The organism is Cryobacterium algoritolerans (assembly GCF_004402785.1).
Lineage (GTDB): Bacteria > Actinomycetota > Actinomycetes > Actinomycetales > Microbacteriaceae > Cryobacterium > Cryobacterium algoritolerans.
In genome coordinates this window covers 18,237-31,766 of record NZ_SOFP01000046.1, presented here as the reverse complement: position 1 = coordinate 31,766, position 13,530 = coordinate 18,237, and the positions used below count along the sequence as shown (strand labels likewise).

The 13,530-nt window shown below is 64.6% G+C and carries 12 protein-coding genes, 1 tRNA gene and 1 pseudogene; 1 reads left to right on the top strand and 13 read right to left on the bottom strand.

Annotated elements, in window-relative coordinates; genetic code table 11:
• Positions 1-72: 72 nt before the first annotated feature.
• A complete protein-coding gene (locus tag E3O19_RS08640) occupies positions 73-2,490 on the top strand; it encodes a cation-translocating P-type ATPase (RefSeq protein WP_134566932.1) in 2,418 nt (805 codons plus the stop codon).
• 106 nt (positions 2,491-2,596) lie between these two features.
• Here E3O19_RS08640 and E3O19_RS18575 read toward each other — a convergent pair whose 3' ends face one another.
• The 13 genes and pseudogenes from E3O19_RS18575 to E3O19_RS08580 form a co-directional block, all read right to left on the bottom strand.
• The gene (locus E3O19_RS18575) at positions 2,597-3,181 is read right to left on the bottom strand and encodes a multicopper oxidase domain-containing protein (protein WP_277613022.1); all 585 of its coding nucleotides are present in this window, start codon (positions 3,179-3,181) and stop codon (positions 2,597-2,599) included.
• Positions 3,182-3,562: 381 nt separating this feature from the next.
• Positions 3,563-4,072, bottom strand: a pseudogene (locus E3O19_RS18155) (multicopper oxidase domain-containing protein); the annotation flags it as partial.
• Positions 4,073-4,601: 529 nt separating this feature from the next.
• Entirely contained in the window at positions 4,602-5,789 is a 1,188-nt protein-coding gene (locus E3O19_RS08630; protein ID WP_134566931.1) for a tyrosine-type recombinase/integrase, read from the bottom strand.
• Positions 5,789-6,025, bottom strand: a complete 237-nt coding sequence (locus tag E3O19_RS08625; protein WP_134566930.1) for a helix-turn-helix domain-containing protein — start codon at positions 6,023-6,025, stop codon at positions 5,789-5,791. Before E3O19_RS08625 ends, E3O19_RS08630 begins: the two co-directional genes overlap by 1 nt.
• A gap of 168 nt (positions 6,026-6,193) precedes the next feature.
• Positions 6,194-6,269, bottom strand: a tRNA-Arg gene (locus tag E3O19_RS08620).
• Positions 6,270-6,351: 82 nt separating this feature from the next.
• Entirely contained in the window at positions 6,352-7,221 is an 870-nt protein-coding gene (locus tag E3O19_RS08615; protein WP_134566929.1) for a type II secretion system F family protein, read from the bottom strand.
• Between the two features lie 9 nt (positions 7,222-7,230).
• Positions 7,231-8,187, bottom strand: coding sequence for a type II secretion system F family protein (locus tag E3O19_RS08610; RefSeq protein WP_134566928.1), 957 nt, complete (start codon positions 8,185-8,187; stop codon positions 7,231-7,233).
• Positions 8,184-9,629 (bottom strand): TadA family conjugal transfer-associated ATPase, encoded by a 1,446-nt coding sequence (locus E3O19_RS08605; RefSeq protein ID WP_134566927.1) that lies wholly within the window; start codon positions 9,627-9,629, stop codon positions 8,184-8,186. The genes E3O19_RS08610 and E3O19_RS08605 overlap by 4 nt, the downstream gene beginning before the upstream one ends.
• Positions 9,626-10,975 (bottom strand): CpaE/TadZ family protein, encoded by a 1,350-nt coding sequence (locus E3O19_RS08600; protein ID WP_134566926.1) that lies wholly within the window; start codon positions 10,973-10,975, stop codon positions 9,626-9,628. Before E3O19_RS08600 ends, E3O19_RS08605 begins: the two co-directional genes overlap by 4 nt.
• Positions 10,972-11,706, bottom strand: a complete 735-nt coding sequence (gene cpaB / locus E3O19_RS08595; protein WP_134566925.1) for a Flp pilus assembly protein CpaB — start codon at positions 11,704-11,706, stop codon at positions 10,972-10,974. The genes E3O19_RS08600 and cpaB overlap by 4 nt, the downstream gene beginning before the upstream one ends.
• A gap of 8 nt (positions 11,707-11,714) precedes the next feature.
• Entirely contained in the window at positions 11,715-12,728 is a 1,014-nt protein-coding gene (locus tag E3O19_RS08590; protein ID WP_134566924.1) for a TadE/TadG family type IV pilus assembly protein, read from the bottom strand.
• Positions 12,716-13,105, bottom strand: a complete 390-nt coding sequence (locus E3O19_RS08585) for a TadE/TadG family type IV pilus assembly protein (RefSeq protein WP_134566923.1) — start codon at positions 13,103-13,105, stop codon at positions 12,716-12,718. The genes E3O19_RS08590 and E3O19_RS08585 overlap by 13 nt, the downstream gene beginning before the upstream one ends.
• 105 nt (positions 13,106-13,210) lie before the next feature.
• The gene (locus tag E3O19_RS08580; RefSeq protein WP_134566922.1) at positions 13,211-13,393 is read right to left on the bottom strand and encodes a Flp family type IVb pilin; all 183 of its coding nucleotides are present in this window, start codon (positions 13,391-13,393) and stop codon (positions 13,211-13,213) included.
• Positions 13,394-13,530 lie beyond the last annotated feature (137 nt).

Below are 13,530 nucleotides of genomic sequence, written 5' to 3'. Positions count from 1 at the left end.
TACTCGTGAATCTGAACTCGTTCGTCGTTTTCGGAACGCGAGTAGTGCGGTACCGATTAGAAGGTAGTTCCAGTGAAAACATCCGTCCACCCTGGCCTCACGGGTGTAGAAGCCGCCGCACGTCTGGCTCGTCTCGGGCCGAATCGGCTGTTCACGCCTGCCCCGGTGCGCTTTTGGGCAATCGCTGCGGAGGAAATTAGGGAGCCGATGATCCTGCTGTTGCTGGGGGTGGGCGTGCTCTACAGCGTCTGGGGTGGGCTCGGGGATGCCACCACCATCTTCGTCGTCATCCTGCTGCTGGTGACGGCGGAAGTCGTGAATGAGTTCCGTGCCAAACGCGCCATCGGCGCCCTCGAACGTCTCTCCTCACCGAAGGCGCGGGTACGCCGTTCTGGTCAGGTCATCACGACGGACACCGAAATGGTTGTGCCGGGCGATCTGCTGATCCTGTCACCTGGCGTCCGAGTCGCAGCCGATGCCACGCTTACCGACACCATCAACTTCAGCGTGGACGAGTCGACCCTCACCGGCGAATCACTGCCGGCGGAGAAGTCCGTAGGCGATGTCGTCTATGCCGGCACGGTGGTCGTGGCGGGCGAAGGCGAGGGAGAAGTTACCGCTACGGGCGGCGCCACCCGCCTGGGTCAGCTGGCTGCCCAGCTGGGTAGCGTGAAGCCACCGAAGACGCCACTCCAACTGGCGATGAAATCGCTCGCGAAGAAGCTGGTGTGGGTCGCGGTGTCCTTCTCTATTGTCATTCCGCTGATCGGAATCGCGCGCGGTGGTGACGTGAAGCAGATGATCCTCACCGGGCTCTCGCTCGCCTTCGCCACTATTCCCGAGGAACTGCCCATCATCATCACCATGGTCCTGGGGCTCGGCGCCTACCGGCTGTCGCGACAGAACTTCCTGGTCAAGCGCCTGCGTGCGGCCGAGACTCTGGGCGACGCCACGGTCATCCTCACGGACAAGACCGGCACCTTGACCGAGAGCCGCATGCAAGTGGCGAGCGTGTGGCCGCCAGAACAGGAACACACCGTTCTTGAAGCCGCAGTGGGCACAGTCTCGCCGGAAGTTCCGGACCCGTTGGAGCAAGCCGTGTCAGAGCGCGCCCATACTCTGGGCGTAGCGACGCCAGACGGCAAGATCGTCCAGCTGCGCCACCCCGGCGCCGGCCGACGCAGCAAAGCGGTGCTGTGGCGACACCAGGACGGGTCGTTGCGCCTTCACCTGACCGGGGCGCCGGAGGAAATTTTCGATCACTGCCGTGAAGTGCCGGCGACGCTTCGCGCACAACTTGCCGAAGAAACAGCCCAAGGACGGCGGGTCGTCGCCGCGGCCACGCGCACGATCAACGCGCAATCAGCCGAGATTCCGTTGGAGGAACTGGAACACGACCTCGACATCGCCGGCCTCGTGGCCTTGGCCGACCCGCCGCGACCCGGAGTGCACGCCACTCTCGCGCAAGTCGCGGGCGCGGGCATCCGCACCCTGATGGTCACCGGCGATCACCCGGCCACCGCCGCAGCCATCGCCCGCGAAGTGGGCATCCCGGCCGATCGGGTCCTCACCGGTGAGGAACTGGATCAATTGGACGATGCGAAGCTCGCCCAGGTCGTGCAGGACGTTTCCGTTTTCGCACGCGCCACCCCCCAGCACAAATACCGGCTGGTGCAGGCCCTACAGAAAAACGGCGAGGTGGTGGCGGTAACCGGAGACGGCGTCAACGACGCGCTGGCGCTCAAGGCCGCCGATGTCGGAATCGCCATGGGCATCAGAGGTACCGACGTGGCGAAGGAAGCGGCGCAAGCGGTTCTGGCCGATGACAACTACGCCACACTGGCGCACGGCGTGTTCGAGGGGCGACACTTTTTCGACAACCTGCGCAAGGGAGTCAACTACTACCTCGCGGTCAAAGTCGGTCTGATCGCGATCTTCCTACTGCCGGTACTGGTCGGGCTACCCCTGCCATTCTCGCCAATCCAGATCATCGTGCTGGAATTGTTCATGGACCTCGCCGCCTCCGCCGGTTTTGTCGCTGAACCCGCAGAAGCCGACATTGCCCGGCGCCAACCGCGCCGCGCCCGCGGCGCGCTCATCGACGGTGCCGCTTTGCGAACCATCCTGTTCAAGGGCGGGCTGCTGTTCGCTGCAGTCATGGCCGCCTACGCGTGGGCCAACTGGCGCGGACTGGCCCCCGCGCAAGTGCAGGCATGCGCGTTCGCCGCCTGGATGATCGGCCACGTTGCACTGGCCTTCATCTCGCGCAGCGACCGCGACTGGATACTGCACCACGGCCTGTTCACCAACCGCATCATGAACCTATGGGCGATTACGGCAGTCGTCTTCCTGCTGCTCGCCATCTATCTCCCGCCGCTGCGCGACGCACTGCACTTCGCCTCGGTTCCCCCCACCGACCTGATCGTGTCCATGGCACTAGCGCTGCTCGTGACCGCACCGGCGGAACTCCGAAAAGGATTCAACTCCTGAAAGACGCACCGTGATCCCACCACCGTGAGTCTTCCGCTCCCACCAGGACACGCTTGCCTGACTCAGGCAAACCGACCCGCGAGCATCCCCGGGACATCGCGTTGAATTACTGGCCCTGGGGCATCGGTATGGGTTCGGCGGTTTGCCCGGGACCGAGCACGAGGAACTGGCCCATCATGCCGTGATCTTCGTGCATCAGCATGTGGCAGTGATACATGTACGGGAATGATGGATCGCTGTGGTCGTTGAAACGCAGGATCAGTCGCACCGCGCTACCTGGACGTATGTAGATAGTGTCCTTCCACCCCGACAGTTCGGCCGGCGGGGCCGCTTTGTCGATGTCTACGACCTGGAATTGCACGTCGTGGACGTGGAAGTTGTGGGGCCGGTGGTCGGTGTTTCGAACCGTCCAGATCTCCGTGGCGTTGAGCGTGGTCGTGAAGTTGACTTTGTTCATTTTCATCCGGGCGCCGTTGATCTCGACCCAGCGCAACGCGAACTTGCGGTGTTCCACCGCGGCAGCGGGGTCGAGCCGGTCAAGTGATGCAAGAACCGCCGGAAGGAGTTGAAGTTGTCCGCGCGTGCCTGTGGGCCGGAGCTGAAGGATGTTGAAGGTGTCCTCGACGCCGAACGTGGCCCTATTTTTGCCCCTGAGGCCTGCATGGTCAGCGAAAGGATAGGACCGCAGCATCACGGGCGCATCAGGCACGTTGATCACCAGTTCAACGCGTTCTCCCGGACTCAAGGCAACCCGACTGGCCGGCACTGGACTCTCGAGGAGACCACCGTCGCTGGCGACAAGGTGAAAGGTTCGATTGTCGGCGAACCCGACGTTGTACATTCGTGCGGTGGACCCATTGAGAACACGCAATCTGACCAGGCCACGGGGTACCGACAGGAATGCGCCCGAGATACCATTGGTGACGATCACGTCCCCCATCAATCCGACTTCCTCGTCATTGCGCTCATCGAGCGTCCCGTCCTTGTGCAGGCGTTTGTCCTGGATGATGAGGGGAAAGTCATCAACCCCGTAATCACGGGGCAGGTCGAGGCGATCGGACTGGTCATCGTCGATAATGAAGAGCCCGGCGAGCCCCCGATACACATGCTTTTCGGTCTTACCATGCGGATGGGGGTGGTACCACAAGCTGGCAGCAGGCTGCGCCAGCATCCATGTGGGTGTCTAGACTATCCCTGGCTCGATCGGTTGGTGCGGCCCCCCGTCATATTGCGCTGGGACGTGTGCGCCATGCCAGTGCACCGTCGTCGCGTCGGGCAGCTTGTTGGTCACTTCGACCGCCACCGTTTCCCCGCGACGAGCACGGATCGTTGGCCCGAGAATCGAGCCGTCATAGCCCCACGTCGGAGTGGAGACCCCAGGCAAGATCTGAGTCGTCCCTGGGGCCGCAGTGAGGGAGAATTGGCGCACACCGAGGGCGGTAACCGAGGCTTGCGCCAGCGGTGGGATTGGAAGAGGGCGATCGAACGCCGATGGGGGCGGGGACTTCACCCGACTCAATGCTGGATTTGAGGCGACCGACGCATCTTGGCAGCCAGACAACACGACAGGGACGCCGATCATCCCGATCATCCCGATCAGCACTCGACGTCGTGACAGCTCCATCACCGCACACCAGCTTTCCTCGCGCTTGCGCACGCACAACATGCCGTCGAGCCAGCGCCCGCCGATCGGACCGATACTCGCATCCGCAACACTGACAATGCTGGGAGAATTCTAAGGAGATCCTATGGATACTTGGGATCTCAAGACACAAAGTCATCCCAATCCAGGCAGGACAGGCCGACCTCTGCGCCTCTGCCGAAGAACTCGAAGTGGTTCTCACCCGAGGCGCCGTGCCCGACTAAACGTGTGAACCACAGGCCCGAAACCCGAGACTAATGCGGAGAATCGGTATGCCGCATCGCCCAATTCGGGGCAGACCGCAGAGGCTTCCCCCAGGTGGGACGGCAGCTAGGTGGCGACGTCGGTGGATGAATTGTGCAGGCGAATGCGGAAAGTGCCACGTTCCGACCGTGCGGAATTGCCACGGTGCCCGTTTGACTGTTCCGACATTGAGCCCCATGACCGGGCGTCGAACGCACGAGGTTGTCTACGCGGGCGGCGCCAGCCGCTGTAGCACCGTCGCCGGCTCGGGTTTTACCGCGCGGTCAGGCTCCGCGTAGTGTGCCTTTGTCGTCGACGTCGAGGTGTGTCCAAGCACGTCGGCCGCAGCCTGCATGCCGAGTTCGTTGGCGAGCAGCGTCGCCCCCGTGCGGCGAAAGGCGTGTGGGGTGATGCCCAGGCCTTCGAGGCCAGCGTTCCGGAGAATTTCGCGGAATGTGCGCCTGACGTTGTGCGGCGCGAGTGGCTTGCCGTTCCGCGCGAAGAACAGCAGATGTTCTCCGTGCTCGGCCTCGATCAGTGTCAGACGTCGGCGTATCACCTCTGCCGCGAATTGTGGCACGGCGACGGATCGGTTCGACTCGTGCGTCTTGGGATGCGCCTGACGGAGCACGCCGGCGCCACTTTGGACAACGAGCGTTCCGCGGATGTGCACCCAGGGCGGATCGGCGGCCATATCCACGTCGCACTTTCGAAGCGCGAGTGCCTCGCCGATCCGCGTCGCCGTGCCGAGCATCACCTCGATGAGGTCCCGCACCTGGCCGTCCGGCTTCGGCCCCATCCTGCCCTCCCCCATGCGCCAGTCGCGGGCAGCGAGGCGGATTGCGGCTATCTGATCCGGCGTGAGCGCTTTCGGAGTGTGCTGGGGCTTCTTCATCCGCGAGGTCTCCTTCACGGGATTGCGCGGGATGATCCCCCGCCGCACCGCAAACCCCAGCACCATGCTGAGGATCGTGCGCGAGTGCCTGGCTCGCGTGTACGAGATCGCGCGCTGCACCTTCAGGAAAAGCTCGATCCGACCGACGGTGACCTCGCGAACCGTGAAGTGCTCGAAGAAGGGAAGCACGAGCCCTCGCAGCTCATACTCGTAGACGGCTTTTGTGCCGTTCGCGCGGTCGACGTCGAGCCTCAGGTCCTCCAGCCAGGCCTCGGCCAGCATCCTGAACGGCGAGCCCGCGTTCACTGTGTCGCCGACGTTGGCCACGCTCATCCGCGATGCCAGCTCGACCTTGAGCGCGGTCTCCGCAGCGTTGCGACTCGAACCGGTCGCGGTGACTTGCCTCGACTGACCGTCCCAGTCGCGGAAGCGAGCCGTCGCCCGGAAACGACCTGCACCGACCTCGGTCGCCTTGATTGCGCCGAACGTACTGATCGGAAGTCGTGGCCGGCCGGCCATCAGCGCTCGCCGCCGTGGCCAGTCAAGGACGGAACGGGCTCGTGGAGTCCGTCCAGCCAACGGAGTACATCGGAGACTCGGTAGCGGATCTCCCGTCCGACTCGAATACCGGATGGGCCGCGGCCGTCGGTGCGCAGGTCGTAGATGGCCTGCACGTGCACGCCGAGATACTCGGCGAGCTCACTCGTCGTGAGTACGGGCTCGAGGCCGAGCCCCAAGAGACTTTCAGCATTCATAACTCGTAGGTGCCCAAGGCCACACCAGGTCAATCGAACTGGGTCGCGTACCTTCTCTCCGAGCGCCCATAACGGGCGGGCACCGTGGAATAAGCGTTGAATAAACGTTGAGTGCATCAAGTCTTGCCCTTTCAGTGAGGACAAGAAACCCTGATCAGACGATGTTCGTGGTGCCCCCGGTAGGAATCGAACCTACGACAAGCGGATTAGAAGGCCGCTGCTCTATCCACTGAGCTACGGGGGCGGGAAGTGCGTCTCAAGGCTACCGCAGGCGCAGATGGCCTTGAATTCCTCCTCAGTGATATCGGTGCGACCACGCTGAATGTCTACAGGAACGCCTTCGCAATGCTGATCACCGCGGGTGTGAGCAGAACGATGAAGAGCACGGGCAGGATGCAGAACACGAGCGGGAAGATGACCTTCACCGGCACCTTCATCGCCTGCTCCTCGGCACGCTGGCGACGACGCATCCGCATCTCCCCCGCCTGCACGCGCAACACGTCGGCGATCGCGATTCCGTAGGTGTCGGCCTGAATGACGGAGCGGGTGAACCGGCGCAGGTCGGCGGAGGTGGTGCGCGCGCTGAACGCCTGGTAGGCGTCTTTGCGTGACTGGCCGATACTCATGTCCTGGAGAGTTCGAATGAACTCCTCGGCAAGCGGGCCTTTGCCATTCGTGGCCGCCTTGGCCATGGCCGCTTCGAAGCCGAGCCCTGCCTCCACGGCGATGGTCATCTGGTCGAGGGTGTCGGCGAGGGCGTTTTGGATCTGCTCCTGCCGCTCCTGGCCCCGACTGTAAATCAGGAGGTCGGGGGTGAAGAAGCAGAGCAGCACGAGGAAGGAGCCGAGCACAATCCGGATGGGTCCCGGGTCTCCGCCGATCCACAGCACCGCCAGCAACCCGCCGCCGGTCGCGATCAGAGGCTTGGCGATCAGGATCTTGTCGATGCTCCACGCGGGCGGGCGCCCGGCCAGCACGAGCCGGCGTTCGAGCATCCCGATGTATCCGCGGGGAACGATGTCCCGGCCCCGGAAACCGGCCCGCCCGGGCTGCCCGAGCGCGCCGGGGACCGCCCCGCCCTCGATCGCGATCTCGGCGACGCTCGGTTGTCTCCGGCCTCCAACCAGGATTCCGACGAGTGAGCCCAGTCCGCCGGCGACGGCCAGGGCGGCAAGAACAACAATGAATGACGGCATCGGATCCTCCTAGAACTTCACTTTGACAACGGCCATCATCCACAGCGCGCCGACGACCAGCAGGATGGCGGCAACCACCAGGGCGCCGATTCCCCAGATATTGCCGAGAAAACCGTTGAAGTAAGCCGGTTGCGTCAGTAAGAGGAATGCGAAGACGCCGATCGGCAGCATGATGAGCACGTACGCGGACATTTTTCCCTCTGCAGCCAGTGCTTTGACCTGCCGGCGTATCTGGTTGCGCTCGCGGATGGTGTGCCCGACCTGATCGAGAACCTGCGACAGGTTGCCGCCCACTTCCCGGTTGATGGAAATGGCCTGGGCCACCCATTGGAAGTCGTCGCTGCGCATCCGCATCGCCGTGTTGTCCAGCGCGTCGCTGAGATCACGACCGATCCGGGTCTCGTTCACGACCCTGGCGAACTCTTCGGTCGTCGGCGATTCGGTCTCGTGGGAGACCGCGTCGACCGCGCGCAGCAGGCTGTGTCCGGCACGCAGGGAGCCGGCGAGCAGACCCAGTGACTCGTCGAGCTGATCGGCGAACTTCGCGCGGCGCCGTCCGGCCCGGATCCCGAGCAATATTCTGGCCCCGATCGGTGCGCACGCCACGCCGACGACCATGAGCGGCAGCATCCACGCCGTGCTCGTGCCGAGCAGCATCCCCAGCAGTGCCATGACGGCGGCGGCCGTGATGACCATGAGCACAAACGCCGGCGGCTGCAGGCGGATGCCCGCCTGCTCCAGGTCCGCCGCTCCGAACGGCATCGTCGCCCGACGGCGGATCACCACGTCGATGGCCTCGACCGTGCGGTCGGTCATCCGGGTGAGGGTCGAGACCTCCACACTCCCGGGGGCGCGGCGACGCTCAAGCGGAACATTCGGCCCGGCCGGAGCGATGACCAGGAACACCAGCACGAGCAGGGCAATCAACCCGGCCGCGATTCCCGCGTACAGGATGACGGCGTTCATCGCCGGCCCCGCGTCGTCAGGTCGGCCTGGAACACGCCGGGTGATAGCGCGATGCCCATCTCGCGGAACTTGTCAGCGAACCGCGGACGCACACCGGCCGGTACGGCGTGGCCCAGGACGTGGCCGTCCTCATCCACGCCGGCGGTGAAGTCGAATACGAACACATCCTGCAGTGTGACGATGTCACCCTCCATGCCCTGCACTTCGGTCACATGGGTGATCCGCCTGGTGCCATCCTTCAGCCGGCTGATCTGCACGATCACGTCGATCGCCGATGAGATCTGCTCGCGGATGGCGCGCAGCGGCAAATCCATCCCCGCCATCAGGACGAGCGTTTCGAGCCGGGCAACCGCGTCCCGAGGGGAGTTGGAGTGCACGGTGGAGATGGAGCCTTCATGTCCGGTGTTCATCGCCTGGAGCATGTCGAGACTCTCGCCACCGCGACACTCACCGATCACGATGCGGTCCGGGCGCATCCGGAGCGAGTTGCGCACGAGGTCCCGGATGGTGATCTCGCCCTTGCCCTCGATGTTGGCCGGTCTCGATTCGAGACGGATGACGTGGTCCTGCTGCAGCTGCAGCTCGACGGCATCCTCGATGGTGATGATGCGCTCGTTGGCGGGGATGAATGCGGAGAGGACGTTGAGCAGCGTCGTCTTCCCGGTGCCGGTACCGCCGGAAACGATGATGTTCAGCTTGGCGGCCACACACCCCTCGAGCACCTCCGCCATGCCAACGCTCAGGGTGCCGAACCTGATCAGGTCGTAGACGGTGAGAGGCTCGCGCGCGAATTTACGGATGGTGAGCAAGGAACCGTCCACCGCGAGCGGCGGGATGATGGCGTTCACCCGCGACCCGTCGGCAAGGCGCGCATCCACCAGCGGTGACGACTCGTCAATACGACGGCCGACCTTGGCGACGATCCGCTCGATCACTCGGCGGAGCTGGGCTTCACTCGCGAAGCTGGAGTCACTGAGTGTGAGCTGACCGTGTCGCTCGACGAAGATCTGCTCAGGGCCGTTGACCATGATCTCGGTCACGGTCTCGTCGTTGAGCAGGACTTCCAGCGGGCCGTAGCCGAGCACGTCGGCTCCGATCTCCGCGATGAGCCGCGTGCGCTCGTCCGAGCTCAGGGGCACCTGCTCGGCCGCGACGATGCTGCTCAACTCGGCCCGCGCGTAGGTGTGCAGTTGCTCCTCGCTCAGGCTCGCATCGTTCAGGCGTGAGCCGATCCGCACGAACAGTTCCTGGGCAGCCCGTTCCTTGAGCTCCACCAGCGGATCGACCTTGACCACGGCAATCGGCTCGGGAATGATCGTCGCGACGGGTACCTCCACGGGCGCTTCGGGGGTCCGTGCCGGACCGAGGTCTGGAGCCTTCCGGCCGAAACGGTGCTGAAGGCCCGTCTCCCGCACGGCATCCACTCGTTCGTTCAGTTTCATGCGACAACCACCCTTCGATGTAGATGACCGCGTTTCAGGGACGCGTTGGGTTCAAACCGCTGAACAAGGTTCGTGAGGGCGGCTGACCCGGGGTTCCTCGCTCCGGACTGGAGCAGCGGAATGCCACGATTGGTCGACAGCGCAACATACTTCGAGCGCGGCACGGCAACGTCAACCGGCACCCCGATGATGGACTCGACGTCACGTACGCTCAGACCGCTCGCTCGGTCGGCCAGGTTGAGGACCACATGGCGCGTCGGCGGCAACAATCCGATCCGGCTGAGCACGGCGAGTTCCTTGCGCAGGCCCCGCGCACTGGGCACGGACATGTCGCAGAGGAAGACCGCGTCCGTCGCCTGTTCGAGAGCCGCCAGCGCGTGGTCTCCGAGCCCGGGCGCCGTGTCGATGATGACATAGCGGAACAGCTCAGTGAGCCGGCCGATCAGGTGGCTGAGTTCGTCTCCGGTCACCCGGTCGCCGTCGTCTGGCTGATCAGCGCCGCACACCGTGTAGAAGCCACCCGAGTGCGGCACCAGGAAGGTCTTGAGCACCATCATGTTGTCCTGCGCAAGGGCAGCGACCACATCGGGCAGGGTATGCGAGGGGTTCAGTGACAGGGCCGTCGCGACATCCCCGAACTGGACGTCGGCGTCGATGAGCACCACAGACATCGGGGCGTGTTTCGCCAGGCCAACGGCGAGGTTGGTGGCAACCGTCGTTTTGCCGAGGCCGCCCTTCGGGGCAACAACCGCGATGACCCGGCTGCGCAGGCCCTCGCCCGCCGCCGGAAACGCGGCCGACTCGGGCAGGGCGAGAGGAACGGGCAGGTGCGTCTCCTGGTCCAGCATCCGCTCGACCTCGACCTCGACCTCGACCACGACCACGCCCGCTGGCGCAACGTTGTCCCAGGCCTCGGGCACGAGCCCGGGCCGAACGTCGGGCCGGCCGACGTCCGGGCGGGGACGCTCGATCACGCCCGTCAGTCGCCGATTCGAGGAAAACGCACCCTCCGCCTGGGCCCGGATCTTCTCCGCGCTCGGGATGAGCGCGGCATTAATGGCTTGGTCAGAGCACCATCCTGTGCGTCCGGAAGGGATGTCCGCCACGGTCACGATCCCGGGATACAACCGGGTCAGCCCGGCCGACAGCCGATGGGCTGTGTCCAGCGGAAGAGAAGACCCGAGCAGGGCGATGTGAGGCCGGTCCGCCGCCATCAGCCTGCCCAGGACGGCCGCGGGGCCGAAGGCCAGCGACTGCCCGCGAACGACGTGGACGGCGGATCCGAGCAGATCGTGCAGCCGCGACTCGAAATCGTGGCTGTGGCCGATCATCAGGAGTCGGTTCATTGAAACACGACACTTCCATCAACGACGCTCGAACCGGTCTCGGAGGCGGCTTTCGGCTCGATGGTGAGCCACACGGTGCCGAATTCCTGGCCCCAGACGAGCTTCTCGATGTCAGGGGTCGTACGAGCGAGGGTGACCATCACCACGCTGACGGGTTCGGTTGACTTGTCCGCACCCTTCGCGGCCGTTGTCGATCCTTGCTGCACGGCGGTCACGAGAACCTTGTGGAAAACCTGCCTGGCGATTCGCGAGTCCTCCAGGCTGCCGGCGGCCTTCGTGGTCGCGGCGATGATCACGCCGACGGTATCACCTGCGGTGACCGCGCCGCCGACGACCTGCTGCACCGGCAGCGCAATGGTCACGGCTTGCATGCCGTCCGGAACCGTGACGTCGCCGCGGGCAGCCAGCGCAGCGGGGTCTACCCAGCGCGAGGTGATGAGTTGCTCGCCGGGCTTGAGTGCCGTGTCAGCCACCTTCCCCCGAAGGGCGCTCAGCCGAGTGATGTGCCCGGGCACGGCGGCGATCGCCGGGATCTGTTTCGCCTCGATGGACGAACCAATCTCCCCCGCCGCGGCGCCGGCTGGGATCTCCCGCGAGACCACGTAAACGGATACGAATGCGACGCCGTCCGCTGCCCGGGCGTCGGCGCCGCGAACATATCCGGTGAGGACAACCGTGCCGACGATGGCCAGGACGATCGCGAGGATCGCTCCAATGAGTCGAGTTTTCATGGCATCTCCTATTTGATCAATCTGACAATGGTGCTGTTGAGGGCGGGACCACCCAGCCCGAATGCGCTGTCGATGGAGACCCACTCCTTGAAATAGCCCTGGATACCACGCCAGTTGCTGCCGTTCTTGCAGTCCTTGGCGTTAGCGGGCGGGCTGGGCGGGCAGAGCGGCGCGAGGGAGTCGATGTCCGAGGTGGACGGGAAATTCCATCCGGTGAGGGTGAATCCGGCAAAGGCGAAGATGCGATATTCGGCGGTGGTACCTGTGCCACGGACCAGGTCGTAAATGGGGACGAGCAGCGTCTTGCCCTTGAGGCTCGACAACCTCGACTTGCAGTCGTTGTTCACGCTCCCACCTGGGTCGCTGCCCACCCACAGCTCTCCTTTCGCATCGAGGTTCAGGCTTAGGTTGATGGTCGCCTCGCAGGGGGCGGTGACGGCGTCAAGCCAGCCGAAACCGCCGGGGATGACCTCCTGGGAGGGACTGTGCTTGCAGGTCTTGTTCGTGTCGGTGCGGATGGTCACGTGCTGACCCGACGCCCCCAACGACTCCTGGAATTCGCACCAGGAGAGAGCGAGCGCGAGCACGGGCCCTGAGCCGGGAGGGCCCCACTCAGCCGTGGCCGCTGCCCTGACCGTGGATGGGGTGATTCCGAGTATCGCCGCGAAAGGGTGGCTGATGGCCGGGGCATTGGTGCCGGCGACGCGAGTGCTCGAGGTGACCGTCACCTGGTGACCGATCGAAAGATCCGGTGAGAGCACATTCGCGGCGCCGTCGTTGGCGTTCGCGTTGGTGTAGGTCGCGGATAGACCGGAGGGGTCGGAGCACACACCGTCCGCGCAGTCCCTGGCAATGGCGAGGGCCGCGGCATCCGCCCCGTTTTGGAGCTGACCGCGTTCGGCGTACAGTGCGCCGACGTCGACCGCGAATCCCACGGCGCCGATGAGCGGCACAAGTAAGAAGGCAACGATCACGGCGCTTGCCCCGCGTTCGGAGCGATGTAGAGACTTCAACCACCGCATTGCATGACTCCTTTGCCTGTGAGAGGAATGTTGGCGCCGAAGTACCCGGTGATGAAGTCGACGGTGTAGTGCACGGTCACGGTGACAGGTGACCCGAGCACGCAGGGTGCCGGGCTGACGTCTACGCTGCCCACGGAGAGTGCCGGGGTCAGCGAGGGTGCCGCGTTCGCGGCGGCCGTCCTGGCGTCGGCGGCGATATTGTGAATCGCCATATACCTGGCCCCTTCACGAGCCGCATTGGTGATGGAGATCTGCGCGTTGAACACCCGGCCGAACTCGATGACGCCGAAAACAAGGATGACGAGGATCGGGAGGATGAGCGCGAACTCGATCGCCGCCGCGCCACGTTCGCCTGCCCTGCTCTGCAGTCGCATCATGAGATTGCTCCTTCGGTGTGAGTGGTGGCGGCGTCCGGGAGGACAGCCGCCGCCACCTCACGGTCGATCGGCCGTGCGGCCGACCGGGCGGTGCCGGTGGCGCTACTACAGGAGTGCGGCCTGGACCAGACCGAACTTGATGTTGAGCTGGGTGCCGATCACGGTGACCGCAGCGAGGATGACGACCGCGATGAGGGAAACCATGAGGCCGTATTCCACCGCGGTGGCGCCCTCCTCGTCGGTGCGCATGCTGTTGACGAGGGCCTGGATCTTGGTGTGAAACTTCATTTCGGGTTCTCCGTTCTGTGGAGGGCCGCACCACGTTCGCTTGCCCTGTTCGGCAGTCGAGTCATGTGATTGCACCTTCGGTGTGAGTGGCGGCGGCGTCCGGGAGGACAGCCGCCGCCACTTCACGGTCGATCGGC